General features: G+C 70.6%; 25 protein-coding genes and 1 tRNA gene. 2 read left to right on the top strand and 24 right to left on the bottom strand.

The genetic code is table 11. The features are described 5' to 3' along the window. Nucleotides 1-52 precede the first annotated feature (52 nt). The 23 genes from atpD to ACFVXK_RS03020 all read right to left on the bottom strand — a co-directional run bounded on the left by atpD (nucleotide 53) and on the right by ACFVXK_RS03020 (nucleotide 24836). A complete protein-coding gene (gene atpD / locus ACFVXK_RS03130) occupies nucleotides 53-1495 on the bottom strand; it encodes a F0F1 ATP synthase subunit beta (RefSeq protein ID WP_389609821.1) in 1443 nt (480 codons plus the stop codon). Next, on the bottom strand, nucleotides 1495-2412 hold the full coding sequence (locus tag ACFVXK_RS03125) for a F0F1 ATP synthase subunit gamma (RefSeq protein WP_389609820.1): 918 nt from the start codon (nucleotides 2410-2412) through the stop codon (nucleotides 1495-1497). Before ACFVXK_RS03125 ends, atpD begins: the two co-directional genes overlap by 1 nt. A 20-nt stretch (nucleotides 2413-2432) precedes the next feature. Beyond that, on the bottom strand, nucleotides 2433-4028 hold the full coding sequence (gene atpA, locus ACFVXK_RS03120) for a F0F1 ATP synthase subunit alpha (RefSeq protein WP_389609819.1): 1596 nt from the start codon (nucleotides 4026-4028) through the stop codon (nucleotides 2433-2435). A gap of 134 nt (nucleotides 4029-4162) precedes the next feature. Further along, nucleotides 4163-4978: a F0F1 ATP synthase subunit delta gene (locus ACFVXK_RS03115; RefSeq protein ID WP_389609818.1), complete on the bottom strand. Its 816-nt coding sequence runs from the start codon at nucleotides 4976-4978 to the stop codon at nucleotides 4163-4165. After that, entirely contained in the window at nucleotides 4975-5505 is a 531-nt protein-coding gene (locus ACFVXK_RS03110) for a F0F1 ATP synthase subunit B (protein WP_344165175.1), read from the bottom strand. The genes ACFVXK_RS03115 and ACFVXK_RS03110 overlap by 4 nt, the downstream gene beginning before the upstream one ends. A 52-nt stretch (nucleotides 5506-5557) precedes the next feature. Next, nucleotides 5558-5791 carry an ATP synthase F0 subunit C gene (gene atpE / locus ACFVXK_RS03105; protein ID WP_007266589.1) on the bottom strand — a complete coding sequence of 78 codons (234 nt, stop codon included), beginning with the start codon at nucleotides 5789-5791 and terminating at the stop codon, nucleotides 5558-5560. Between the two features lie 81 nt (nucleotides 5792-5872). Further along, the gene (gene atpB / locus ACFVXK_RS03100) at nucleotides 5873-6697 is read right to left on the bottom strand and encodes a F0F1 ATP synthase subunit A (RefSeq protein WP_389609817.1); all 825 of its coding nucleotides are present in this window, start codon (nucleotides 6695-6697) and stop codon (nucleotides 5873-5875) included. A 225-nt stretch (nucleotides 6698-6922) separates the two neighbouring features. Then, nucleotides 6923-7360, bottom strand: coding sequence for a hypothetical protein (locus ACFVXK_RS03095; RefSeq protein ID WP_358892376.1), 438 nt, complete (start codon nucleotides 7358-7360; stop codon nucleotides 6923-6925). Nucleotides 7361-7646: 286 nt separating this feature from the next. Continuing rightward, complete coding sequence (locus ACFVXK_RS03090) at nucleotides 7647-8993, bottom strand: MraY family glycosyltransferase (RefSeq protein ID WP_389609837.1); 1347 nt, start codon at nucleotides 8991-8993, stop codon at nucleotides 7647-7649. A gap of 104 nt (nucleotides 8994-9097) precedes the next feature. After that, nucleotides 9098-10333 (bottom strand): serine hydroxymethyltransferase, encoded by a 1236-nt coding sequence (gene glyA, locus ACFVXK_RS03085; RefSeq protein WP_389609816.1) that lies wholly within the window; start codon nucleotides 10331-10333, stop codon nucleotides 9098-9100. A 114-nt stretch (nucleotides 10334-10447) separates the two neighbouring features. Continuing rightward, nucleotides 10448-11089, bottom strand: a complete 642-nt coding sequence (locus tag ACFVXK_RS03080) for a protein-tyrosine-phosphatase (protein ID WP_389609815.1) — start codon at nucleotides 11087-11089, stop codon at nucleotides 10448-10450. Continuing rightward, the gene (locus tag ACFVXK_RS03075; protein WP_389609814.1) at nucleotides 11086-11733 is read right to left on the bottom strand and encodes an L-threonylcarbamoyladenylate synthase; all 648 of its coding nucleotides are present in this window, start codon (nucleotides 11731-11733) and stop codon (nucleotides 11086-11088) included. The genes ACFVXK_RS03080 and ACFVXK_RS03075 overlap by 4 nt, the downstream gene beginning before the upstream one ends. A gap of 55 nt (nucleotides 11734-11788) precedes the next feature. Further along, nucleotides 11789-12634, bottom strand: coding sequence for a peptide chain release factor N(5)-glutamine methyltransferase (gene prmC / locus ACFVXK_RS03070; RefSeq protein ID WP_042813202.1), 846 nt, complete (start codon nucleotides 12632-12634; stop codon nucleotides 11789-11791). A gap of 49 nt (nucleotides 12635-12683) precedes the next feature. After that, nucleotides 12684-13763 carry a peptide chain release factor 1 gene (prfA, locus tag ACFVXK_RS03065; RefSeq protein WP_389609813.1) on the bottom strand — a complete coding sequence of 360 codons (1080 nt, stop codon included), beginning with the start codon at nucleotides 13761-13763 and terminating at the stop codon, nucleotides 12684-12686. 120 nt (nucleotides 13764-13883) lie between these two features. Then, nucleotides 13884-14102, bottom strand: coding sequence for a 50S ribosomal protein L31 (gene rpmE / locus ACFVXK_RS03060; protein WP_007266580.1), 219 nt, complete (start codon nucleotides 14100-14102; stop codon nucleotides 13884-13886). A gap of 174 nt (nucleotides 14103-14276) precedes the next feature. Next, complete coding sequence (locus ACFVXK_RS03055; RefSeq protein WP_389609812.1) at nucleotides 14277-15380, bottom strand: LCP family protein; 1104 nt, start codon at nucleotides 15378-15380, stop codon at nucleotides 14277-14279. A 172-nt stretch (nucleotides 15381-15552) separates the two neighbouring features. Further along, nucleotides 15553-17646, bottom strand: a complete 2094-nt coding sequence (gene rho, locus ACFVXK_RS03050) for a transcription termination factor Rho (protein WP_389609811.1) — start codon at nucleotides 17644-17646, stop codon at nucleotides 15553-15555. Between the two features lie 414 nt (nucleotides 17647-18060). Then, nucleotides 18061-19002 (bottom strand): homoserine kinase, encoded by a 942-nt coding sequence (thrB, locus tag ACFVXK_RS03045; protein WP_389609810.1) that lies wholly within the window; start codon nucleotides 19000-19002, stop codon nucleotides 18061-18063. Between the two features lie 353 nt (nucleotides 19003-19355). Beyond that, on the bottom strand, nucleotides 19356-20426 hold the full coding sequence (gene thrC / locus ACFVXK_RS03040) for a threonine synthase (RefSeq protein WP_389609809.1): 1071 nt from the start codon (nucleotides 20424-20426) through the stop codon (nucleotides 19356-19358). A gap of 6 nt (nucleotides 20427-20432) precedes the next feature. Continuing rightward, nucleotides 20433-21722: a homoserine dehydrogenase gene (locus ACFVXK_RS03035; RefSeq protein ID WP_045948872.1), complete on the bottom strand. Its 1290-nt coding sequence runs from the start codon at nucleotides 21720-21722 to the stop codon at nucleotides 20433-20435. A gap of 159 nt (nucleotides 21723-21881) precedes the next feature. Then, the gene (lysA, locus tag ACFVXK_RS03030; protein WP_389609808.1) at nucleotides 21882-23273 is read right to left on the bottom strand and encodes a diaminopimelate decarboxylase; all 1392 of its coding nucleotides are present in this window, start codon (nucleotides 23271-23273) and stop codon (nucleotides 21882-21884) included. 19 nt (nucleotides 23274-23292) lie between these two features. After that, nucleotides 23293-24222: an ArgS-related anticodon-binding protein NrtL gene (gene nrtL, locus ACFVXK_RS03025; RefSeq protein ID WP_389609807.1), complete on the bottom strand. Its 930-nt coding sequence runs from the start codon at nucleotides 24220-24222 to the stop codon at nucleotides 23293-23295. Between the two features lie 92 nt (nucleotides 24223-24314). Further along, the gene (locus tag ACFVXK_RS03020; protein WP_389609836.1) at nucleotides 24315-24836 is read right to left on the bottom strand and encodes a response regulator; all 522 of its coding nucleotides are present in this window, start codon (nucleotides 24834-24836) and stop codon (nucleotides 24315-24317) included. A gap of 52 nt (nucleotides 24837-24888) precedes the next feature. On the opposite strand from ACFVXK_RS03020, the gene ACFVXK_RS03015 reads away from it, so the two are divergent. Both ACFVXK_RS03015 and ACFVXK_RS03010 read left to right on the top strand, forming a co-directional pair. Further along, nucleotides 24889-24960, top strand: a tRNA-Arg gene (locus ACFVXK_RS03015). 219 nt (nucleotides 24961-25179) lie between these two features. Further along, entirely contained in the window at nucleotides 25180-25488 is a 309-nt protein-coding gene (locus tag ACFVXK_RS03010; RefSeq protein ID WP_389609806.1) for a hypothetical protein, read from the top strand. 43 nt (nucleotides 25489-25531) lie between these two features. Here the strand turns inward: ACFVXK_RS03010 and ACFVXK_RS03005 are convergent, their stop codons facing one another. Beyond that, entirely contained in the window at nucleotides 25532-25891 is a 360-nt protein-coding gene (locus tag ACFVXK_RS03005) for a DUF6083 domain-containing protein (RefSeq protein ID WP_389609805.1), read from the bottom strand. Nucleotides 25892-25901: the final 10 nt, after the last annotated feature.

The raw sequence follows: 25901 nt of genomic DNA, 5'->3' as shown, positions 1-25901 counted from the left end.
TAATGGGCGTGGAGAGAGGGGCGGGACACACCCGCCCCTCTCCTGCGGAGCGTCAGGAGACGCCCAGCTCCTTGGCGTTGGCCTTCAGGTCCTCGATGCCACCGCACATGAAGAACGCCTGCTCGGGGAAGTGGTCGTACTCACCGTCGCAGATCGAGTTGAACGCGGCGATCGACTCGTCGAGCGGAACGTCCGAACCGTCCACGCCGGTGAACTGCTTGGCGACGTGGGTGTTCTGCGACAGGAAGCGCTCGACGCGACGGGCACGGTGGACAACGAGCTTGTCCTCCTCGCCCAGCTCGTCGATACCGAGGATCGCGATGATGTCCTGGAGGTCCTTGTACTTCTGCAGGATCCCCTTGACACGCATGGCGGCCGCGTAGTGGTCCGCCGCGATGTAGCGGGGGTCCAGGATGCGGGACGTGGAGTCCAGCGGGTCCACGGCCGGGTAGATGCCCTTCTCGGAGATCGGACGGGAGAGAACCGTCGTCGCGTCGAGGTGGGCGAAGGTGGTCGCCGGCGCCGGGTCGGTGAGGTCGTCGGCGGGGACGTAGATCGCCTGCATCGAGGTGATCGAGTGACCACGGGTCGAGGTGATGCGCTCCTGGAGGAGACCCATCTCGTCGGCCAGGTTCGGCTGGTAACCCACCGCGGAGGGCATACGGCCGAGCAGGGTCGACACCTCGGAACCGGCCTGGGTGTACCGGAAGATGTTGTCGATGAAGAAGAGGACGTCCTGCTTCTGCACATCGCGGAAGTACTCCGCCATGGTCAGACCGGCCAGGGCGACGCGCAGACGGGTGCCCGGGGGCTCGTCCATCTGGCCGAAGACCAGCGCGGTCTTGTCCAGAACGCCGGAGTCCGACATCTCCTCGATGAGGTCGTTGCCCTCACGGGTACGCTCACCGACACCCGCGAACACCGACACACCGTCGTGGTTGTTGGCGACGCGGTAGATCATTTCCTGGATCAGAACGGTCTTGCCGACACCGGCACCACCGAACAGACCGATCTTTCCACCCTTGACGTACGGGGTGAGGAGGTCGATGACCTTGACGCCGGTCTCGAACATCTCGGTCTTCGACTCGAGCTCGTCGAAGTTCGGGGCCTTGCGGTGGATCGCCCAGCGCTCGGTGACCTCGGCGTTGGCCTCGGGGTAGTTCAGCACCTCACCGAGGGTGTTGAACACCTTGCCCTTGGTGAAGTCACCGACGGGGACGGTGATGCCCTCGCCCGTGTCGGTCACCGGGGCCTGGCGGACCAGACCGTCGGTGGGCTGCATGGAGATCGTGCGGACCATGCCGTCACCCAGGTGCTGGGCGACCTCGAGGGTCAGCGTCTTGAGCGCGCCCTCCTCGGCCGGGTCGGCGACCTGGACCTTCAGCGCGTTGTAGATGTCGGGCATCGCGTCGACGGGGAACTCCACGTCGACGACCGGGCCGATGACCCGGGCGACGCGGCCCGTGGCGGCGGCCGTCTCAACAGAGGTCGTCATTACTTGTCACTCCCCGCGGTCGCGTCGGCCATGGCGCTGGCGCCACCGACGATCTCGCTGATTTCCTGGGTGATTTCGGCCTGGCGGGCCGCGTTGGCAAGCCGGGAGAGGCTCTTGATGAGCTCACCGGCGTTGTCGGTGGCCGACTTCATCGCGCGGCGGCGGGCGGCGTGCTCGGAAGCGGCCGACTGCAGCAGTGCGTTGTAGATGCGGCTCTCGACGTAGCGCGGCAGAAGGGCGTCGAGGACGTCCTCCGCCGAAGGCTCGAACTCGAACAGCGGAAGGATCTCGCCCTTCTTGCCGTCCTCTTCCTGAGCCTGGTCGAGGCTGAGCGGCAGCATCCGGCCGTCCACCGCGTTCTGCGTCATCATCGACACGAATTCCGTGAAGACGATGTGCAGCTCGTCGACGCCGCCCTCGGCCGTGGCCGTCTGGATGGCCTCGATCAGCGGCGCCGCGACGCGCTTGGCGTCGGCGTAGGCCGGGCTGTCGGTGAAGCCGGTCCACGATTCCGTGACCTTGCGCTCACGGAAGCCGTAGTAGGCGACACCCTTGCGGCCGACGATGTAGTGGTCGACCTCCTTGCCCTCAGCGCGCAGCCGCTCGGTGACCCGGTCGGCCTGCTTGATGGCGTTCGAGGAGTAGCCGCCGGCCAGACCGCGGTCGCTCGTGATGAGCAGGACCGCGGCGCGGGTCGGCGCCTCGACCTCGGTGGTCAGGGCGTGCTTGGTGTTCGAACCGGTCGCCACCGCGGTCACCGCACGGGTGAGCTCGGTCGCGTACGGCATCGACGCCGCCACCTTGCGCTGCGCCTTGACGATGCGCGAGGCGGCGATCATCTCCATCGCCTTGGTGATCTTCTTGGTCGCCGTGACGGCACGGATGCGACGCTTGTAGACCCGGAGCTGCGCTCCCATGAGTCAGGTCCCTTCCGTCGTCACTTGGAGACGTTGACGGCCGGCGCGTCCTCGCCCAGGAGCTTGCCGTCCGAGGTCTCGAACTGCCGCTTGAAGCCGGCGATGGCGTCGGCGATGGAGGACAGGGTGTCGTCCGACATCTTGCCGCCCTCGGCGATGGAGGTGAGGAGGTCCTTGCGCTCGCGGCGCAGGTGCTCCAGCAGCTCCGACTCGAAGCGACGGATGTCGCCCACCGGGACGTCGTCCATCTTGCCGGTGGTGCCGGCCCAGACGGAGACGACCTGCTCCTCGACCGGCATCGGCTGGTACTGGCCCTGCTTCAGGAGCTCCACCATGCGCTTGCCGCGCTCGAGGGAGTTCTTCGACGCGGCGTCCAGGTCGGAACCGAAGGCGGCGAACGCCTCGAGCTCGCGGTACTGGGCCAGGTCGACGCGGAGGCGGCCGGAGACCTGCTTCATCGCCTTGTGCTGGGCGGAGCCACCGACGCGGGAGACCGAGATACCGACGTTCAGCGCCGGGCGCTGGCCCGCGTTGAACAGGTCGGACTCCAGGAAGCACTGGCCGTCGGTGATGGAGATGACGTTGGTCGGGATGAACGCCGAGACGTCGTTCGCCTTGGTCTCGACGATCGGCAGACCGGTCATCGAGCCGGCACCCATGTCGTCGGAGAGCTTCGCGCAGCGCTCGAGCAGACGGGAGTGCAGGTAGAAGACGTCACCCGGGTAGGCCTCACGGCCCGGCGGGCGGCGCAGCAGCAGCGACACGGCGCGGTAGGCGTCGGCCTGCTTCGACAGGTCGTCGAAGATGATCAGGACGTGCTTGCCGGCGTACATCCAGTGCTGGCCGATGGCGGAACCGGTGTACGGCGCCAGGTACTTGAAGCCGGCCGGGTCGGACGCCGGGGCGGCGACGATCGTCGTGTACTCGAGCGCGCCGGCCTCTTCCAGGGCGCCGCGCACGGACGCGATGGTCGAGCCCTTCTGGCCGATGGCGACGTAGATGCAGCGGACCTGCTTGTTCACGTCGCCCGAGCGCCAGTTGTCGCGCTGGTTGATGATCGTGTCGACGGCAAGAGCGGTCTTGCCGGTCTGACGGTCACCGATGATCAGCTGACGCTGGCCGCGGCCGATCGGCACCATGGCGTCGACGGCCTTGTAGCCGGTCTGCATGGGCTCGTGCACCGACTTACGGACCATGACGCCCGGGGCCTGCAGCTCGAGGGCGCGGCGGCCCTCGGTCGCGATCTCGCCGAGGCCGTCGATCGGGTTGCCGAGCGGGTCGACAACGCGGCCGAGGTAGCCCTCGCCGACACCTACGGAGAGAACCTCACCGGTGCGCTGCACCGGCTGGCCCTCCTCGATACCGCTGAACTCGCCGAGGACGATCGCACCGATCTCGCGCTCCTCGAGGTTGAGGGCGAGACCGAGGGTGCCGTCCTCGAACTTCAGCAGCTCGTTCGCCATGGCGGAGGGCAGGCCCTCCACCTTCGCGATGCCGTCGCCGGCAACGCTGACCGTTCCGACCTCCTCGCGCGAGGCCGCGTCCGGCTGGTACGACTGGACAAAGGTCTCCAGTGCGTCCCGGATCTCCTCCGGCCGGATCGTGAGCTCCGCCATCTGGGTTCCCTGCTCTCCTTGTTGGGCCTGAAGCTTCTTAGGGGTCTGGGGGCGACCCCCAGGAATCTTCTGCAAGTTCTGCACGGCCCAACCGGGCCGCTAGGAATGCTTTGTATCTGTGTGGTGGCGGCTGGTCAGCCGGCCATGCGGCGGGACGCCTCGGAAAGGCGCTCCGCGATGGTGCCGTCGATGACCTCGTCGCCGACCCGCACCGAGATCCCGCCGAGGACCGTGGGGTCCACGTCGAGGTTCAGGTGCATCTGGCGGCCGTACAGCTTGGCCAGCACCGCGCCGAGACGCTGCTTCTGCACGTCGCTGAGCGGAACCGCGCTGGTCACGGTGGCGACCATGCGGTCACGGCGCGCAGCGGCGAGCGTCGAGAGGGACTCGAGGCCCCCCTCAAGGCTACGTCCACGCGGGTGCGTGACGAGCCGGACGACCAGGCGCTCGGTGACGGCGTTCACCTTGCCGCCGAGCAGGCTGCGCAGCAGCTCGCTCTTGGCGGAGGCGGTGGCCGCGCGGTCGGTCAGCGCGGAGCGCAGCCCGGTGTTCGAGGCGACGATCCGGCCGAACCGGAACAGCTCGTCCTCGACGCCGTCGAGCGCGCCCGCCTGCTGGGCGGCGGTGAGGTCGGCGGTGGCCGCCAGCTCCTCCAGCGCGTCCACCAGGTCGCGGGACTGCGACCAGCGGGACCGGGCCATGCCGGACACCAGGTCGAGGGTCTCCCCGCCCACCTGGCCGGACAGCAGCCGGCCGACCAGCTCGGCCTTGGCCTCGCCGGACTGCGCCGGGTCCGTGATGACCCGACGCAGCGAGACCTCACGGTCGAGCAGCGCGGTGACGGCTGCCAGCTCACCGGCGAGCTTCGCCGCGTCGACGGACGTGTTGTCCGTCAGCGCGTCGAGACGCTCGCGCGCGGAGGCCAGCGCCTCGCGGCTCGCTCCGTTCATCGGGCCGCCTCGGCCTTCTCCTCGAGCTCGCTGAGGAAGCGGTCGATGGTGCGGCTCTGCCGGGCGACGTCCTCGAGGGACTCGCCGACGAGCTTGCCGGCCAGGTCGGTGGCGAGCTTGCCCACGTCCTGACGCAGCGCCTGAGAGGCGGCCTTGCGGTCAGCGGCGATCTGGGCGTGACCGGCAGCGATGATCTCCTCACGCTGCCGCTGGCCCTCTGCGCGCAGTTCTTCCTTGAGCGCAGTGCCCTGCTCCAGCGCTTCCTGGCGCAGGCGCGCGGCCTCGTGCCGGGCCTCGGCGAGCTGGGCCTTGTACTGCTCCAGCACGCTCTGGGCCTCGGTCTGAGCGGCCTCAGCCTTCTCGATACCGCCCTCGATGGCCTCGCGACGCTCGTCCAGAACCTTGTTGATGTTCGGGAGGAGCTTCTTCGAGAGGAAACCGAAGACGATGACGAAGGCGATCAGACCGATGACGAGCTCGGGGATCGGCGGGAAGAGCGGGTTTTCCGTCTCTGCCGCGAGAACCATGAGGTTCACATCAGTGCCTTTCGTCTAATGGCTGTTCGTCGAGGACCGAGGATCAGGAGCTCGGGTAGACGAACGGCATGACCAGACCGATCAGGGCGAGCGCCTCACAGAAGGCGAAGCCGAGGATCTGGTTGGCGCGGATCAGACCGGCAGCCTCGGGCTGGCGGGCGAGGGCCTGGGTGCCGTTACCGAAGATGATGCCGACGCCGACGCCGGGGCCGATGGCCGCGAGACCGTAACCAACGGAGCTGAGGGAGCCAGTGACAGCGGCAAGGGTCTGGGACATGCCAGTTCTTCCTTCTCTTTCACGGACCGGTGGGGGTTGGCCACCGGACGAATACGGGGGGCTGAGCGGGGGCGGGCTGGCTCAGTGGTGCTCGGCGACCGCGCCCTGGATGTAGCTGCAGGCCAGGAGGACGAAGACGTACGCCTGGACAGCCTGGATGAACAGCTCGAAGGCGGTCATCACGATGACCATGATGAACGAGACGCCGGCGTAGGCGATGCCGATGCCGTTCAGCAGGTACCAGCTGGCGATCGTGAAGAGCAGCAGCAGGGTGTGACCGGCGAACATGTTCGCGAAGAGTCGGACCGCGTGGGTGAACGGGCGCACCAGGACGTTCGAGAAGAACTCGATCACCATGACGAGCGGCAGGACGCCACCGAGGCTCTTGTCGTAGCCGGTGAGGTTCTTCAGACCGCCGACGAAGCCGTGGCGCTTGAAGGTCAGCGGCAGCCAGACGACGTAGACGGACAGGGCCAGGATGGCCGGGTACGCGATGATCGAGGTCACCGGGAACTGTGCCACCGGGACGATCGACCAGACGTTCAGGATCCAGACGAAGAAGAACAGGGAGACCATGAAGGGGACGTACTTCTCGCCCTCCTTCTTGCCGAGCGTCTCGTACACGATGCCGCGGCGCACGAAGTCGTAACCGGCCTCGCCGACCATCTGGAGCTTGCCGGGGACGAGCTTCGGCTTGGCGAAGGCGGCCCAGAAGAAGGCCACGATGATGATGGAGCCCAGGAGGGCCAGCAGCATCGGCTTGTTGAAGTAGACGCTGGTCAGACCAGCTTCGCCCCACAGCGGCTCGAAGAGGAACGAGTGCAGGCCCGGGCCGGGGAAGCCACATCCGGAGAAGATGTGACAGTCGGTCTCGAAGGCGAGGACCTGCGTCGGGTCAGCACTCACCGCGGGCTCCTTCAGCGTGGCGCATAGGTACGGCAACCTCATCGTGTCGGCGCGGCGCACGGCCGCGGTTCGGCACTGGACTGGTGTAACGGGTGTGGGGGCGGCAGTCAGGCATCGAGCCTCGCGATGGACCAGGCGTCAGCTCAGATGCCCGTGCCCGCAGTGCCGCAGTTTGAACCGGACGATAGCAGCATCTCGAACGCACACTTATCCCGGCCCTACCCCTCACGACTTCGGCCCCGGATTTTCGGGCTTTCGGGCCTCGGTCGAGTCCGGCTCGACGTAAAGGATCTTGGCCTTCATGTGCGCACGCGTCTGCGCGCCGATCCACACGAGGGTGGTGGCGACGAGCGTGATCGCGAACGCCCGGGGGTGGAACAGCGTCGTGTTCTTGAACACGGCGAGAAAGACGAAGAGCAGCAGGATCTGAGCCGCGTAGAGCATGAGGCCCATCGCCTGGAACAGATGCGGCAGGGATTTCGCCGTGCGCTGCAGAACGACGAATCCGATGCCCATGAACAGGATCACGACCACGGTCGCGACGATCGAGCCGACCGCGCCCTTGCCACCGACGACCAGACCGCTGATCACCGCGGCGATGGCGCCGGCGGCAGCGGTGGGTACGGCGGTTTGCAGGAGGGATCGGACGTCGTTAGACCGCATGGCGGTTTGCTCCGCGTGGTGGTGGGGGCACGGACTCGTACGGGAACTCGTACGGGGACGAGCGTAAGCCCGGTCCGAGTGATCGCCTCGGGCCAATGGACCGTCGCACTACGGTCCTTCGGCTCTGTCGCCGGGTTTAGTGAACGGTATCACAAACTATTTGATGAGAGCTTTACCTGTGCGGTGTGCTGACTGTCACACATGAGGGCTAATCCGCCCGTGTGTGCAAGACAGGGCTACAGCTTGTCTGGTAAAGGGCGTTCATGTCGGACATGCGCCAGGCGCGTCAGCGCGCCGAACCCGCCTTACGCCGGTCGGGGAAGCGCGAACGGGGGCCTACCGCTGTCGCTCCGTTGACGCCGGACACCCCGGCCGCGATCGGCCGCGCGGGGTCCGGCTCCGTCCCCGGCGCCTCCCGTACCGCCGCCTCGGCCGCCGCCTCCGCGGCCCGCCTGGTGTGCCGGTAGCGGGGCGGTACGAGGCCCTCCGCCCAACGCGGCGCGCGCGGGGTGAACCTCGGCAGGAGCAGCAGGACCAGGCCCAGGGCGCTCAGCGCGGCGATGGCCAGGACGATCCACATCGAGGCGGAGTTCACCGAATAGGCCACCGTCCCGAAGGCGATCAGCCCCGACCAGAAGTACATGATGAGTACAGCGCGGCTGTGCGAATGCCCGAGTTCCAGAAGCCGGTGGTGGAGGTGGCCGCGGTCCGCGGCGAAGGGCGACTGCCCCTTCCAGGTGCGCCGCACGATGGCCAGGACGAGGTCCGCCATCGGGATCGCGATGATCGTCAGCGGCAGCAGCAGCGGGATGAAGACCGGCAGCATCGCGTGCGTCGCGTTGCGCTCGCCGCCGACGAAGAGGGCCATCGTGTCCGGGTCCACCTGCCCGGTGATCGAGATGGCCGAGGCCGCCAGCACCAGGCCGATGAGCATCGAGCCCGAGTCGCCCATGAAGATCCGCGCGGGGTGCATGTTGTGCGGCAGGAAGCCCAGGCACATGCCCATCAGGATGGCGGCGAAGAGGGTGGCCGGGGCGGCCGCCTCGATGCCGTAGCCGAACCAGATCCGGTAGGCGTAGAGGAAGAACGCGCAGGTGGCGATGCAGACCATGCCTGCGGCCAGGCCGTCGAGCCCGTCGACGAAGTTCACCGCGTTGATGGTGATCACCACCAGCGCCACGGTGAGCAGGGTGCCCTGCCACTGGGTCAGCGCGACGGTGCCGATGCCCGGGACCGGGATCCACAGGATGGTGAGGCCCTGGATGACCATCACGCCGGCCGCGATCATCTGGGCGCCGAGCTTGATGAGCGCGTCGAGTTCGAACTTGTCGTCGAGGACGCCGACCAGCCAGATCAGCGCGGCTCCGGAGAGCAGCGCCCGCGGCTCGTTGGAGCGTTCGAAGACCCCGTTGAGGCTCTGCAGGTGGTCGGCGATCAGCAGGCCCGCGCACAGTCCGCCGAACATCGCGATGCCGCCCAGCCGGGGGGTGGGCTCGCGGTGGACGTCGCGGGCGCGGATCTCCGGCATCGCGCCCGCCGCGATCGCGAACTTCCGGACGGGCCCGGTCAGCAGGTAGGTCACCGCGACCGTGACGCAAAGCGTCAGCAGATATTCACGCACTGGCTGCCCCAGATGTATCGCCGGCCATCTCAGCCCCACACATTAGCCGCGATGTACACGGGGACGAGGACGCGCGGAGTCCTCGTTCCGGTTGCACTAAGGGACACTCGTCCCGGTTACGCCCCGTAAGGGGGAAATCGCCCGGTCAGTTCGGCGACCGCGGTCCGTGTACCGGCCGCCTCGGCGCCGGTCAGGGCGGCGGCGAACAGCTCCGCGACCAGGGCCATCTCGGGCTCCCCCATCCCCTGCGTGGTCACCGCCGCGGTGCCCAGGCGGATCCCGCGCTGGTCCCCGTACGGCAGGGCGCAGGTGTCGAGGACGATCCCGGCGGCGGCCAGCCGTCCGCGCGCGGCCGGTCCGTCGATGCCGAGGGGGGCGGGGTCGGCGGTGATCAGGTGGGTGTCGGTGCCGCCGGTGGTCACGGCCAGCCCGTGCGCCCGCAGGGCGGTGGCGAGGGCGCGGGCGTTGGCGACGACCTTGTGCGCGTACCGGGTGAAGGCCGGGCCCGCCGCCTCCCCGAAGGCCACCGCCTTGGCGGCGATGGTGTGCATCTGGGCGCCGCCCTGGGTGAAGGGGAACACCGCCCGGTCGACGCGCTCGGCGAACTCGGCCCCGCACAGCACCATCCCCCCGCGCGGGCCCCGCAGCACCTTGTGGGTGGTCGCGCAGACCACGTCCGCGTAGGGCACGGGGCTGGGCGCGGCCCCGCCGGCGACCAGGCCGATGGGGTGGGCGGCGTCGGCGATCAGGTAGGCCCCGACCTCGTCGGCGATCTCCCGGAAGGCCGAGTACTCCAGGTGCCGGGGATAGGAGATGGACCCGCACACGATGGCCTTGGGCCGGTGCGCCCGGGCCAGGCGCTGCACCTGCTCGTAGTCGACGAGCCCGGACTCGGCGTCGACCCCGTACCCCACGAACTCGAACCACCGGCCGGAGAAGTTGGCCGGCGAGCCGTGGGTGAGGTGCCCGCCGTGCGCGAGCCCCATCGCCAGGACGGTGTCCCCGGGGCGCAGCAGCGCGGCGTACGCGGCGAGCACGGCGGCGGAGCCCGAATGGGGCTGCACGTTCGCGTGCTCGGCCCCGAACAGCGCCGTGGCCCGCTCCTGGGCCACCCGCTCGGCCAGGTCCGCGTACTCGCAGCCGCCGTGGTGGCGGGCGCCGGGGTAGCCCTCGGCGTACTTGTTGGCGAGCGGGGAGCCGAGCGCGGCGAGCACGGCGGGCGAGGTGAAGTTCTCGGCGGCGCTCAGCTGGAGGGTGGTGGCCTGGCGCTGCCGCTCCCCGTCGAGGATGTCGGCCAGTTGCGGGTCCTGCGCCCGCAGCACGTCGATGGCCCGCTCAGTGGTGACGCTCATGGCGCGACTCCCGCGCAGTGGGGGTACCGGTACCAGCCACTGTAGGCCGGACCCGCCGTTCACGCCCGGGCGGCTCCGCGGGCACGCCCCCGCCCCTCCCTGGGAGGGAGGGGGTCAGTGGTGGGGGGCCGTGACGCCCGTCAGGGCCGTGACGACCGGGTCCAGCGCCTGGTTGATCTCGTCGCCGATCGAGCGGAAGAAGGTGATCGGCGCCCCGTACGGGTCGTACACCTCGTCCGCGTCGGCGGAAGGGGCCAGCAGCCAGCCCCGCAGGGCGGCGGCGGCCCGTACCAGCGCCCGGGCCCGCTCGGCCATGCCGTCGTCCAGCGGGGGCAGGGTCGCCGGGTCTATGGCCCGCACCAGCCGGGTGAACTCCTTCAGCGTGAAGGTCCGCAGACCGGCCGAGTGGCCCATGGAGATGACCTGCGCGCGGTGGTCGCGGGTGGCGGTCAGCACCAGGTCGGCCCGTATGACGTGCTCGTCGAGCAGCTCGCGCCCGGTGAACCCCGTCGAGTCGGCCCCGAAGTCGGCGAGCACGGCCGCCGCGTTGGCCTCCATCGGCGCGCCCTCGTGGCCCCAGGTGCCCGCGCTCTCCACGATCAGGTCGCCCGTGGCCAGCCCCAGCGCACCCAGCCGGTGCGCCAGCGCGTGCCGCGTCAGCCGCTCGGTGATGGGCGAGCGGCACACGTTCCCGGTGCTGACGTGGAGTATGCGGAAGCTGTCTTCCTTGGCTATGCCACGCCCCTGAGGGCTCACGGAGCCACCTCGAGGTCGGGTACGACCTCCCGCAGCTGCTCCGCGGTCAGCGCGCCCTCGCGCAGCAGCACGGGAACCTTCCCGGTGACGTCGACGATCGACGACGGCAGCGTGCTCGGGGTCGGGCCGCCGTCCAGGTACACGGAGACGGAGTCGCCCAGCATGGCGCGGGCCGCGTCGCAGTCCTCCGGCGCCGGGTGCCCGGACAGGTTCGCCGAGGAGACGGCCATGGGGCCGACCTCGGTCAGCAGCTCGATCGCGACGGGGTGCAGCGGCATGCGCACGGCCACGGTCCCGCGGGTCTCCCCGAGGTCCCAGGCCAGCGACGGCTGGTGCTTGGCGACGAGGGTGAGCCCGCCCGGCCAGAAGGCGTCGACGAGCTCCCAGGCGTGCTCGGAGAAGTCCGTGACGAGGCCGTGGAGGGTGTTCGGGGAGCCGATGAGCACCGGGGTGGGCATGCTGCGGCCGCGGCCCTTGGCGGCGAGCAGGTCGCCGACGGCCTCGGCGCTGAAGGCGTCCGCGCCGATCCCGTACAGGGTGTCGGTGGGCAGCACGACGAGCTCTCCGCGGCGCACGGCGGAGGCCGCTTCGCGCAGGCCCGTCTTGCGGTCCGTCGCGTCGTTGCAGTCGTATCGCCGGGCCATCAGCGGGCCTCCTCGTGCAGCGGGGTGGTGTCGTGGGCGGTCGGGGTCGTGGGCGTCACGGCATGGCCTTGCGGGCGGTCGCGAAGCGCGGGCGGTTGTTCAGGTCGGGGTGGTCGGCGGCGTCGGCCCAGCCCCGTTCGTCGGCGAAGATCCACGGCACCTGGCCGCCCTGGGTGTCGGCGTGCTCGATCACGACGATGCCGCCGGGCCGCAGCAGCCGGTGGGCGGTGCGCTCGATGCCGCGGATGGTGTCGAGGCCGTCCTCGCCGGAGAACAGCGCCATCTCCGGGTCGTGGTCGCGGGCCTCGGGGGCCACGTACTCCCACTCGGTGAGCGGGATGTACGGCGGGTTGGAGATGACGAGGTCGACCTGGCCGTCCAGCTCGGGCAGCGCGGTCAGCGCGTCGCCCTGGTGGACGGTGACCCGGGAGCCCTCGGCGTTCTTGCGGGTCCAGCGCAGGGCGTCCTCGGACAGCTCCACGGCGTGCACGCGCGAGCGCGGCACCTCCTGGGCCATGGCGAGGGCGATGGCGCCGGAGCCGGTGCACAGGTCCACGATCAGCGGCTCGACCACGTCCATGGCCCGGACGGCCTGTATGGCCCAGTCCACGACCGACTCGGTCTCGGGCCGGGGCACGAACACCCCGGGGCCGACCTGGAGCTCCAGGTAGCGGAAGAAGGCGCGGCCGGTGATGTGCTGGAGCGGCTCGCGCGCCTCGCGGCGGGCGACGGCCTCCCAGTAGCGGGCGTCGAAGTCCGCGTCCTTGACGTGGTGCAGTTCCCCCCGCTTGACGCCGTGCACGAAGGCCGCGAGCTCCTCCGCGTCGAAACGCGGTGAGGGCACGCCGGCGGCGGCCAGCCGCTGGGTGGCCTGGGCCACCTCGGCAAGCAGCAAGTTCACGCTGGTCCTCCGGGCTGCTGTCGTACGAGGGGGGGTGGTGCGGGGTTCGTCAGTGCGCGGCCGCGAGCTTGGCCGCGGAGTCGGTGTCGACGCAGGCCTGGATGACCGAGTCGAGGTCGCCGTCGAGCACCTGGTCCAAGTTGTACGCCTTGAATCCGGTGCGGTGGTCCGAGATCCGGTTTTCCGGGAAGTTGTACGTACGGATCTTCTCGGAACGGTCCACGGTGCGCACCTGGCTGCGGCGCACGTCGGAGGCCTCCTGCTCGGCGGCCTCCTGGGCGGCGGCCAGCAGGCGGGAGCGCAGGATGCGCATGGCCTGCTCCTTGTTCTGGAGCTGGCTTTTCTCGTTCTGGCAGGAGGCGACCACACCGGTCGGGAGGTGCGTGATGCGCACGGCCGAGTCGGTGGTGTTGACGGACTGGCCGCCGGGGCCGGAGGAGCGGTACACGTCGATGCGCAGGTCGTTCGGGTTGATCTCGACCTCGACCTCCTCGGCCTCCGGGGTGACGAGCACGCCGGCGGCGGAGGTGTGGATGCGGCCCTGGGACTCGGTGGCCGGGACGCGCTGGACGCGGTGGACGCCGCCCTCGTACTTCATCCGGGCCCAGACGCCCTGGCCGGGCTCGGTGGCGCCGTTGCCGCCCTTGGTGCGGACGGAGACCTGGACGTCCTTGTAGCCGCCGAGCTCGGACTCGGTCGAGTCGATGATCTCGGTCTTCCAGCCGACGCGCTCGGCGTAGCGCAGGTACATGCGCAGCAGGTCGCCCGCGAAGAGGGCGGACTCGTCGCCGCCGGCGCCGGCCTTGATCTCCAGGAGCACGTCCTTGTCGTCGCTGGGGTCGCGCGGGACGAGCAGCAGGCGGAGCTTCTCGGTGAGCTCCTCGCGCTGCGCGCTCAGCTCCTTGACCTCGGCGGCGAAGTCGGGGTCGTCGGCCGCCAGCTCCTTGGCCGTCTCGATGTCCTCGGCCGACTGCTTCCAGGCGCGGAAGGTCGCCACGATCGGGGTCAGCTCCGCGTAGCGCTTGTTCAGCTTGCGCGCGTTCGCCTGATCGGAGTGGACCGAAGGGTCGGCGAGCTTCTTCTCGAGGTCGGCGTGCTCGCCGACCAGGTCCTCGACCGCTTCGAACATCGGGTGCTCCTGGGGTGAAAAAGTCAAAAGTGGGCTGGGCTGTCGGTACGACGACAAAGGCGCCGGTCCGGCCGCCCCCGCATGGTCAGGGGGCGGCCGGAGACCGGCGCCTGGGTCGCGCTACTTCTTGGCCGCACCCTTGCCGAAGCGGGCCTCGAAGCGGGCCACACGGCCACCGGTGTCGAGGATCTTCTGCTTGCCCGTGTAGAACGGGTGGCACTCGGAGCAGACCTCGGCACGGATGGTGCCCTCGGTCAGGGTGCTACGGGTGGTGAACGACGCGCCACAGGTGCAGCTGACCTGGGTCTCGACGTACTCGGGGTGAACATCGCGCTTCAAGGTGTCTCCTAGATTCGGGAGGGCGCCGGGTCGCAGGAGCCGAATTGCGCACTGCGTGAACCGGGGCCGACAGACCAGTCTGCCAGGACCGGCCCGCCTGTCAAAATTCTCGGAACGCTCCCCTCAACGGGGCGGGGCCGGCATCTATTCCTGCCGGGTCCCGGCAGGGAAGGGCTACTGGACGATCGAGCCCGCGGTGCTCTTGTCCCCGTTGGAGTGCTCGGTGGCCGCCGCCGGGATGGGCTGGTCGGCCAGCAGGGCGTCCCAGACCATCTTGGAGTCCTTGGGCAGGAGCGCGACGCGGTCCTTGTCGAGCGGGTCCTGGGTCACCGGCACGGTGATCATGTGCATGTTCTCGGCGCCGATGCCCTGGAGCCCCTGGGCGAAGCTCGCGAGGGACTTCACGTCGCCGAGCGCCTTGTCGGTGGTGATCGCCTTGGTCGCGGAGTCGGCGAGGCCGTAGAGCTTCGCCGGGCTGTCGAAGACCCCGACGCCCTTGACCTGCTTGATCAGCGCCTTGATGAAGGCCTGCTGGAGCTGTATTCGGCCGAGGTCGCCGCCGTCACCGACGGTCTTGCGGGTGCGGACCAGGCCGAGGGACTGCTCGCCGTTGAGCTTGTGGGAGCCGGCCGGCAGGTCGAGGTGGCTGCCGTAGTCCTTGATCGGCTTGGTGGTCGTGAGCTGGACCCCGCCGAGGTTGTCGATGATCTTCTTGAAGCCGGTGAAGTCGACCTCGATGTAGTGGTCCATGCGGATCCCCGACATCGCCTCGACGGTCTTGACCGCGCAGGCGGCCCCGCCGATGGTGAAGGCCTCGTTGAACTGGGCGCGCTGCCGGGGGGCGCTGTTCTTCCCCTTGCCGATGGGGCAGGCGGGCCGGGGCAGCATCGTGTCCCGGGGGATCGACACCACGCTGGCCTGCTTGTGGCCCTCGTAGAGGTGGACGATCATCGCCGTGTCGGAGCGCGCCGAGCCGCCGTCGTCGGAGCCGTACTCGCTGTTCGCCCCGTCGCGGGAGTCGGAGCCGAGGACGAGGATGTCCATCGAGCCGTTGTCCACGTTCGGCGGGCGGTCCTTGCCCAGCGCCTGGTCGATGTCGACGCTGTGCAGGTTGCTGTTGAGCTTGAAGTAGAACCAGCCGAGGCTCCCGCCTCCCAGCAGGACCACGCCCGCGGCGGTCCAGGCGGCCACTCTGAGGCCCTTGCGGCGCCGCGGCTCCCCCCTGCGCCGGCCCCCGCGTGCGGCTCGCCGGCCGCGCCCCCTGGTGTCCTCGCTCATGCTCTCCTCAGTCCTGGCTCCGTGGCCCGTCTTCCTTCACTCAGACGGAGCAGCGCGTTCCAGGGTTCCACGGCTTCCTGTGCGAGCCGTACGCCTGTGGCGAAGGTCGCATAAAACGGAACCGCCCCCGCCGCGGGTGCGGCGGGGGCGGTTGCGTCTACGGGCGACCCGGTCAGTCGTCGTTCTTGCCGGCCGGGGTCGTCTTGGCGATCTGCATCAGGAACTCGGCGTTCGACTTCGTCTGCTTCATCTTGTCGAGCAGCAGCTCGATCGCCTGCTGCGAGTCGAGCGCGTGCAGCACCCGGCGCAGCTTCCAGACGATGGCGAGCTCCTCGCTGTTGAGGAGGATCTCCTCCTTGCGCGTACCCGACGGGTCGACGTCGACGGCCGGGAAGATGCGCTTGTCGGCGAGCTTGCGGTCGAGCTTGAGCTCCATGTTGCCGGTGCCCTTGAACTCCTCGAAGATCACCTCGTCCATGCGCGAGCCGGTGTCGACGAGCGCGGTGGCCAGGATGGTCAGCGAGCCGCCGTCCTCGATGTTGCGCGCGGCACCGAAGAAGCGCTTCGGCGGGTAGAGCGCGGTCGAGTCGACACCACCGGACAGGATGCGGCCGGAGGCGGGCGCCGCGAGGTTGTACGCGCGGCCCAGACGGGTGATGGAGTCGAGCAGGACGACCACGTCGTGACCCAGCTCCACGAGGCGCTTGGCGCGCTCGATGGCCAGCTCGGCGACGGTGGTGTGGTCCTCGGCCGGACGGTCGAAGGTCGAGGAGATGACCTCGCCCTTGACCGACCGCTGCATGTCGGTGACCTCTTCCGGACGCTCGTCGACCAGGACGACCATCAGGTGGCACTCGGGGTTGTTGGTGGTGATCGCGTTGGCGATCGCCTGCATGATCATGGTCTTGCCGGTCTTCGGCGGGGCCACGATCAGACCGCGCTGGCCCTTTCCGATCGGCGACACGAGGTCGATGATGCGGGTGGTCAGCACGCCCGGGTCGGTCTCCAGACGGAGCCGGTCCTGCGGGTAGAGCGGGGTCAGCTTCTGGAACTCGGGGCGGCCGCGGCCCGATTCGGGCGCCATGCCGTTGACGGAGTCCAGGCGCACGAGGGCGTTGAACTTCTCGCGGCGCTCGCCGTCCTTGGGCTGGCGGACCGCACCCGTGGTGTGGTCGCCCTTGCGCAGACCGGCCTTGCGGACCTGGGCGAGGGAGACGTACACGTCGTTCGGGCCGGGCAGGTAGCCGGAGGTCCGGATGAACGCGTAGTTGTCGAGGATGTCGAGGATGCCCGCGACGGGGATCAGGACGTCGTCGTCGGCGACCTGCGGCTCGCCCGGGGCGAACTCGTCACGGCCGCGGCGGCCACGGCGGTCGCGGTAGCGGCCGCGCCGGCCGCGCCGGCCGTCCTCGCCGTCGAAGTCGTCCTGCGGACCGTTGTCCTGACGGCCCTGCTGGCCCCGGCCGCCGCCCTGCTGCTGGCGGTCCTGACGGTCCTGGCGGTCCTGGCGGTCGGCACGGTCCTGACGGCCGCCCTGCTGGCCCTGGCCGCCGCCCTGCTGCTGCTGGCCGCCCTGCTCGTCGGCCTTGGCGCCGCGCTCGCGGCGGCCCTGGCGCTCGCCCCGCTCGCCGCGCTCGCCGCGGTCACGGCGGTCACGGCGGCTGCGGCCCTCGCCGGCCTCCTGCGCGGGGGCCTGGCCCTGCGCCGGGGCGGACACGGCCACGGCCTGCTCCGCCTTGGCCTCGGCCTGCGGGGCGGCCGCGGGGGCCTCGGTCTTCTGCTCGACCTGCACGACGGCGGGGGCCGAGGACTCGGGGCTGCCCGAGGGGGCGGTGGCGCGGCGGCGGCGGCGCTCGCCGGCCGGGGCGTCCTCGCTGATCGGCTGGCCCGGGATCTCGATCTGGGCCGGTGCGGCGGCGGGCTTCTCCGCGGGCGCGGCGGCGGCCGCCTCACCCGTGCGGGCCTTGCTGGTGGCGCGGCGCTTCGGCTTGGCCTCGGCGGCGTCGGCGGCGGGGGCCGCGGCCTTGGGGGCGCTGCCGCCCTGCGCCTCCTTGATGACCTCGATCAGCTGGCTCTTGCGCATCCGCGCGGTGCCCCTGATACCGAGGCCCGACGCGACCTGCTGCAGCTCGGCCAGGACCATGCCCTCGAGGCCGGTGCCGGAGCGGCGGCGCCGGGTGGCGGTGGCAGCTGCGGCGCCCGCGGCGGGGGCACTGGTGTCGACGTTGGTGTCGGCAGCGCCCATCAGATCGGTGGTGTCGCTCACGAAGGGTCCTTCCCTGGAGCGGACGTCGGCCTGTCTGGCTCGGCGACCGGTTGTGCTGTCCGACAACAGTCCTAGGTGTGTGAACTGTGCCGGGGCGGTGGTCCGCCGGTAGAGGTACGGCGGAGAGAAACGTGCATGGGTGGTTCCGGCGAGAAGCCCCCGAGCTGGAAGCGTGGGAATGTCACGCCGATTCCGGAGCGTGCTCGAAACTGCTGGAAGCGATCAAAGCAGTCGGGGAGGCTCCCGGAAGAAAGGTGGTCCCGGATGGGGACACTGAGCACCGAGCCATGGCGGCTTCGGTTGCGTACTTGAGATTAACACTACCGGATCCAACAGACATTCCCCCTCTCAATCACCGGCAATCGCCCTTCCGGGGCGGGCGGCCTGCCCGGCCGCCCGCCCCGGAGGGCCGTGTCACGAGGACACGGACTGACCGCCCTGGGCGCCCAGCGGAAGGACGCTCGCACCCGCGGCGTCGAGGGCGAGCCGGTTCGCGGCCCACCCCTCGCCCGCGAGCTGCGCGACCTTGTCGGCCGCGTCGTTGTCGACCAGCGCGAGGACCGTGGGGCCCGCGCCGGAGATGACCGCGGGGATGCCGTCCGCCCGCAGCCGGTTGACGAGCGCCACGCTCTCCGGCATCGCCGGGGCGCGGTACTCCTGGTGCAGCCGGTCCTCGGTGGCGGGCAGCAGGAACTCGGGACGCCTGGTCAGGGCCTCCACGAGCAGGCCCGCGCGCCCCGCGTTCACGGCGGCGTCCACGTGCGGAACGGAGCGCGGCAGCAGGCCGCGGGCGGTCTCGGTCAGGACCGGCTTCGACGGGACGAAGACCACCGGAACGATGGAATCGGCGGGGTCCATACGGATCGCCTTGGCACTCCCGCCCTCCATCCAGGCGAGGGTGAAGCCGCCGAGCAGACAGGCGGCGACGTTGTCCGGGTGGCCCTCGATCTCGGTGGCCAGCTCCAGCAGCGCCGTGTCGTCGAGCTTCGCCTCGCCGCCTATGGTCACGGCGCGCGCGGCGACGATGCCGGCGCAGATCGCGGCCGAGGAGGAGCCGAGGCCCCGCCCGTGCGGGATGCGGTTGGCGCAGACGACCTCCAGGCCGCGCGGCTGTCCGCCCAGCAGGTCGAAGGCGGTGCGCATGGAGCGTACGAGGAGGTGGCTCTCGTCACGCGGGAGGGTGTCGGCGCCCTCACCCGCGATGTCGATGTTCAGGCCGGAGTCGGCGACGCGGACGACCACGTCGTCGTAGAGCCCCAGGGCCAGGCCGAGGGCGTCGAAGCCGGGGCCGAGGTTGGCACTGCTGGCGGGCACGCGCACTCGTACGGCGGCGGCGCGGAACGCTGGACCTGCCATCGGTCGATGACACTCCTTGTGACTGTGCGGGATCCGGCGGGCTGTGCGGGATCTTCGCTGCGAAATGTACTGGAGAACGTACGACACCCGAAGGCCCTCGGGGCAGCACCGCGGTCATATGCGCGGTGGCGGATGTCAGTACAGCGTATCGAAGGAAGGTTCTCCCGCGACATAGGGCGCACAGGAGGCGCACGATGCGTGTCGCCGTCTTCCGGTGGATCGACGCTGAATTGCCGTTGGCTTCCGGTGTCGTACGGGCCGGGTTGCCGGATTCCGGAAGGTTTCCGGAATCCGGCAACGCCGGTCGCGGGCCGCTCCGCGCGGCCCAGGGGGCTGCCGGGTCGGGCCCGGGGTCAGACCAGGCCGAGCCGGACGGCCGCGGCCTCGGCGTCCACCGGAACGGTGACGGGCTGCGGAGCGCCCGCGACCGCCCAGTCGGGGTCCTTCAGGCCGTTGCCGGTGACGGTGCACACGATCTTCTGGCCCGGGTCGACCAGGCCCAGCTCGGCGGCCTTGAGCAGACCGGCCACGGACGCGGCCGAGGCGGGCTCGACGAAGACGCCCTCCTGGGAGGCCAACAGGCGGTAGGCGGCCAGGATCTGGCGGTCCGTCACCTCGTCGATGAAGCCGCCCGACTCGTCGCGCGCGGCCAGGGCGTAGTCCCAGGAGGCCGGGTTGCCGATGCGGATCGCGGTGGCGATGGTGTGCGGCTCCTTGACGACCTCGCCGCGCACGATCGGCGCGGAGCCGGAGGCCTGGAAACCCCACACGCGGGGCGTACGGGAGGCCAGGCCGTCGGCCTTGTACTCCTTGAAGCCCTTCCAGTACGCGGTGATGTTGCCGGCGTTGCCGACGGGCAGCACGTGGATGTCGGGGGCGTCGCCGAGCGCGTCCACGATCTCGAACGCGGCCGTCTTCTGGCCCTCGATGCGCACCGGGTTGACGGAATTGACCAGCGCCACCGGGTAGTTGTCGGACAGCGCGCGGGCCAGGTCCAGGCAGTCGTCGAAGTTGCCGTCAACCTGCAGGATCTTGGCGCCGTGCACGAGGGCCTGGCCCATCTTGCCGAGCGCGATCTTGCCGCGCGGCACGAGGACCGCGGACACCATGCCGGCGCGTACCGCGTACGCGGCGGCGGAGGCGGAGGTGTTGCCCGTGGAGGCGCAGATGACGGCCTTGGCGCCGTCCTCCTTGGCCTTGGTGATGGCCATGGTCATGCCGCGGTCCTTGAAGGACCCGGTGGGGTTCGCTCCCTCGACCTTGAGGTGCACCTCACAGCCGGTGCGCTCGGAGAGCACCTGGGCGGGAACGAGGGGAGTGCCGCCCTCCCGGAGCGTGACCACGGGGGTCGTCTCGGTGACCGGCAGGCGGTCCCGGTACTCCTCGATGATGCCGCGCCACTGGTGGGTGCGATTGCTGCTCATGGGTCCTTACTCCCCTTCAACACGCATGATGCTGGCGACACCGCGCACGGTGTCCAGCTTCCGCAGCGCCTCGACGGTCCCGGAGAGGGCGGCGTCGGGTGCGCGGTGGGTGACGACGACGAGGGAGGCCTCACCGTCCTTGCCCTGCTGCCTGACCGTGTCGATCGACACGCCGTGCTCCGCGAAGGTGGTCGCCACCTGGGCGAGGACGCCCGGCTTGTCCGCCACATCGAGGCTGATGTGGTAGCGGGTGACGACGTCCCCCATGGGGCTGACGGGCAGCTGGGTGTACGCCGACTCGCCGGGCCCCGTTGCCTCGGCGAGCTTGTTGCGGCAGACGGCGACGAGGTCGCCGAGCACCGCGGACGCGGTCGGCGAACCGCCCGCGCCGGGCCCGTAGAACATCAGCCGCCCGGCGGCCTCCGCCTCGACGAAGACCGCGTTGTAGGCCTCGCGGACGGAGGCGAGCGGGTGGCTGAGCGGGATCATCGCCGGGTGGACGCGGGCCGTGACGGACTCGCCGTCGGCGGCGCGCTCCAGGATGGCGAGGAGCTTGATGGTGCAGCCCATCCGCTTGGCGGAGGCGAAGTCCGCGGCGCTGACCTCGGTCATGCCCTCGCGGTACACGTCGTCGAGGCGGACGCGGGTGTGGAAGGCGATGCCGGCCAGGATCGCGGCCTTGGCGGCGGCGTCGTAGCCCTCGACGTCGGCGGTCGGGTCGGCCTCGGCATAGCCGAGGGCGGTGGCCTGGTCGAGCGCCTCCTGGTAGCCGGCGCCGGTGGAGTCCATCTTGTCGAGGATGAAGTTCGTCGTGCCGTTGACGATGCCCATCACCCGGTTGATCTTGTCGCCGGCGAGGGACTCGCGCATCGGGCGGACCAGCGGGATGGCGCCGGCGACGGCGGCCTCGTAGTACAGGTCCAGCCCGTGCGTCTCGGCCGCGGCGTGCAGCGCGGCGCCGTCCTGGGCGAGCAGCGCCTTGTTGGCGGAGACGACGGAGATGCCGTTCTCGAAGGCGGTGGTGATCAGGGTGCGGGCGGGCTCGATGCCGCCGATGACCTCGATGGCCACGTCGATGTCGCCGCGTTTGAGCAGCGCGGTGGCGTCGGTGGTGACGAGCGCGGGGTCGATGCCCTCGCGCACCTTGGAGGGGCGGCGCACGGCGACGCCGGCGAGCTCGACGGGCGCGCCGATCCTGGCGGCCAGATCGTCGGCGTGCGTCGTCATGATGCGCGCCACCTCTGAGCCGACCACGCCACAGCCCAGCAGCGCCACCTTCAGCGGACGCGTACGCATCATTCGACCTACGCCTTTCGATCTTTCTTCGCTCCCGGCGCGCGGGTTACGCGCCAGGTATGAACCAGTCTCACTCAATGGACAGCAGTTTCCATCTTCGGTCCATTGAGTGAGACGTCTATTTTCGGGGCCGGACGCCCGGTCCCGAAAATATGGGAATCACCCGAGGTCGAGTGACAGGAGATCTTCCTCCGTCTCACGCCGGACGATCACCCGCGCGGCCCCGTCGCGCACGGCGACGACGGGCGGGCGGAGCGCGTGGTTGTAGTTGCTGGCCATGGAGCGGCAGTACGCCCCGGTGGCGGGTACGGCGATCAGGTCGCCGGGGGCCAGGTCGGCGGGGAGGAAGGCGTCCCGCACGACGATGTCGCCGCTCTCGCAGTGCTTGCCGACGACGCGGACGAGCATGGGCTCGGCGTCGGAGACGCGGGAGACGAGGGTCACGGCGTACTCGGCGTCGTACAGGGCCGTCCGGATGTTGTCGGACATGCCGCCGTCGACGGAGACGTAGGTCCGCAGCCCTTCGAGCGGCTTGATGGTCCCGACCTCGTAGAGCGTGAACGCCGTCGGCCCCACGATGGCGCGGCCCGGCTCGACGGAGATCCGGGGGGCCTTCAGCCCCGCGCTCTCGCACTCGCGCGCGACGATCTCGGTGAGCGCCTTGGCGATCTCGTGCGGCTCGCGCGGATCGTCGGCCGACGTGTAGGCGATGCCCAGCCCGCCACCGAGGTCGATCTCGGGCAGCTCGACCCCGTGCTCGTCGCGGACGGCGGCCAGCAGCTGCACGACCCGCTTCGCGGAGACCTCGAAGCCGGCCATGTCGAAGATCTGGGAGCCGATGTGGGAGTGGACGCCGAGCAGCTCCAGGCTGTCGTGCCCGAGCGCCCGCCGCACGGCCTCCGCGGCGGACCCGTCGGCCACGGCGATGCCGAACTTCTGGTCCTCGTGGGCGGTGGCGATGAACTCGTGGGTGTGCGCCTCCACGCCCACGGTGACGCGGATCTGCACGGGCTGGCGCACGCCCAGCTCGGCCGCGATGTGCGCGACCCGTGCGATCTCCTGGTACGAATCGAGCACGATCCGCCCCACCCCGGCGGAAACCGCGCGCCGGATCTCGTGCTCCGACTTGTTGTTCCCGTGGAAGGCGATCCGCTCGGCGGGCATCTCGGCGGCGAGCGCGGTGGCCAGTTCCCCGCCCGAACACACGTCGAGGTTCAGCCCCTCTTCCTTCAGCCACTTCACGATGGCCTTGGAGAGGAACGCCTTCCCCGCGTAGAAGACGTCGGCGTCCTTGCCGAAGGCGTGCGCCCACGCGCGGCAGCGGGCCCGGAAGTCCTCCTCGTCGAGGAAATACCCCGGGGTCCCGAATTCCTCGGCGAGGCGGGTCACTTCGATGCCGCCGACGGTGACGACCCCGTCCTCGTTCCGGGTGACGGTCCGCGACCAGACCTTCTCGTCGAGCGCGTTCAGGTCGGCGGGCGGCGGGGCGTGGTGGCCCTCGGGCAGGACGTCGGCGTGGCGGGGTCCGGCAGGGTGCGCGGAGCGGCTCATCGGAATCTCTCTTCGGGAGTCACAAAGAATCTGGGGCGTCTATGCCGAGGAGGGCGAGGCCGCCGGCCAGCACCGCCCCGGCGGCTTCGGCAAGGGCCAGCCGGGCGCGGTGGGCGGCCGAGGGTTTCTCGTCCCCGAGGGGCAGGACCTGGTGCTGGAAGTCGAGGAGCGCGTCGGCGACGGCGACGAGGTGCCGGGCGAGCCGCTCGGGCGCGCGGTGGTGCGCGGCGGCCTCGAGGGCGAGGGGCTGGTCGGCGAGGGCGCGCAGCAGGGCGGGCGCGTCGACGTCCCCGGGCTCGGCGCGGAAACCGAGGTCGCGGGCGTTCCGCGTCAGCGCGCGGGCCCGGGCGTGGGCGTACCGCACCCGGAAGACCTCGTTCTCCTCTGTCTGGAGGAGCAGCCCGTCACCGAACACGGGCGTCTCCCGCCCCGGCACGACGACCATGGCCCAGACGGCGGCCGCGGCCCCGTACCGCGCGAAGACGTCCCCGTCCCGCCGGGCGACGGGCGCGACCTGCGCCTCCCCGTCCGCCTGGGGGAACCCCTGGCTCTCCCGGATCCGCGCGACGGCCGCGTGCACGACCTCCCGGCGCGTCCCGGCGGGGGGCTGCGGGGAGACGGAGAGGCATCCGTACCGCCCGGCTCGCCCGGCCACGTCCCTCACGAGCTCGGCGGCGGAGAGGGGGTCGAGGGTGAAGTTCAGGAATCCGGGCCCGGTGACGTCGACGGTCGCGATGCCGGGCTCCTGGGCGAGCGCCTCGGCGAGCACGAGGGCCCCCTCGGCGCCCCTGCCCATCCGCAGCGCGACGGGGCTGGCGTACTCCCCCGCCCCTCCGGGCCGGGTCCGCTCGACGACCACCCGCCCGGGCGCGGGCCCGTCCAGCTCTCCGGCCTCGACGGCACGGCGTACGGCGCGTACGACGGCACGAGAGAGGTCGGCGGGGATCACGGCACCCAGCCTAGGGGAGAAGCCCGCCCCCCATGCATCGGGTTTCGCCATGTGGAATACCCGGCCCCGGGCACCCCGCCTGCGGTGTTCCCCTACACCCCTCTACCGGCGGAGGCACCCTTGCGCTCCCGCCGGTCCCGGCGCTCGACGAGCCGGCGTACGACCTTCACCAGCTCGGCGGGCTCGAAGGGCTTGGCGAGGAAGGCGTCCACGCCGGCGGCGAGGGCGGCCTCGACCTCGTGCTGGGTACAGGCGCTGACGATGGCGAGCGGCACGTGCCGCGTCCGCGGATCGGCCCGCAGCCGCGCGGCGGCCCCGAACCCGTCCAGCCGGGGCATGACCACATCAAGGGTGATCGCATCGGGGCACACCCGGTGGACCACGTCCAGGCACTCGGCACCATCGTTCGCGGTCACGACCTCGAAGCCCTCCAGCTCGAGATTGACCTTGATCAGCTGCCGGATGACCTTGTTGTCGTCGACAACGAGGACCCGGCCCGAGGCGCCTGGCACAACTCGAGGGTAGGTCGCCCTAAGCCCCCGCGTCCGGGTTTTTGCCACTTCCACCCCCTCCGGGCGACCGGCCTCCCTCCTCCGCCAGAATCCGTTCCTGATCACCCCGTGGGAGCTGGTAGTGTTCAACCCGTCGCCGCAACGCGAACGACACGCCCCCGTAGCTCAGGGGATAGAGCAACGGCCTCCGGAGCCGTGTGCGCAGGTTCGAATCCTGCCGGGGGCACTTCGCATGAAGTGCCCGAAGACCCCGCCATCAGCGGTCACGCTGAGGACGGGGTCTTGGCGTATGTACGGCCAGGGGCGGATGCGCACATCCCCCTGATGTGTCAAGACACGTGAATCCGGGGCCTGACCCGGTGGGGGTCCCGAGGGCCTACTGGAGGTGCGGTCGAGAGGAGCACGAGGCTCCCGCCCGGCCCGTACCTACCGGAGGAGGACTCCCATGACGACCCAGCCGTTCTGGACCCGCCGCATCTTCGTGTTCGCCGCATCGACCATCGTGGCCGCCGGGAGCGCCTTCCTGAACGTCGCCGCGTTCGCCGCCGTCCACGGGACGCCGCACGCGGCCGTGGCCGACCACCAGTGGGAGTGCTTCCGGGCCCCCTGCGGTCCGCCCGACGGCGGCGGGTCCTTGCCCGGGCCCGGGCATCCCTCCCCCCACGTCTGGGAATGCTTCGCGGCCCCCTGCAACCCGCCGGGCGACGGCTTCCCGCCGCCCAATCCCGCTCCGGTGGGGACAGCGGTCGCGTAGTTGCAGGGGCACGGCCCGCCGGGTGTCCGGCGGGCCGTTTCCGTCAGCCGGCGTGGGGCCAGTCCCGGGCCGTGCGCCGGGTGCGGCGGTCGTTCTCGGTGCGGAGGGCGGTGAGCCAGGGCCAGAGGTCCGGCAGGGGCTGCGCCGCGCAGGCGAGGCGGTGTTCCACGCGGCAGCGCTGGGCCGGGTCCGGTGGGCTGACCCCGTAGACGGTCACACGGCCGTCGGACCGTTCTATCCAGCGGTGCTGCGGCGGCACGACGTGGGCCAGGGGCGCCATGCCCGGCTCCAGCAGCACCCAGTCGTGCTCCGGCGTGGCCACCCGGTCCACCGGCAGGCCACAGTACGGGCAGTGCGGCTGCCCGGCGCGCAGCCGGGGCGGTTCGTCCTGGTAGTCCCCCATACCGTGAGGG

The organism is Streptomyces sp. NPDC058157 (assembly GCF_042884105.1).
GTDB lineage: Bacteria > Actinomycetota > Actinomycetes > Streptomycetales > Streptomycetaceae > Streptomyces.
This window is presented reverse-complemented; position numbering and strand designations above follow the sequence as displayed.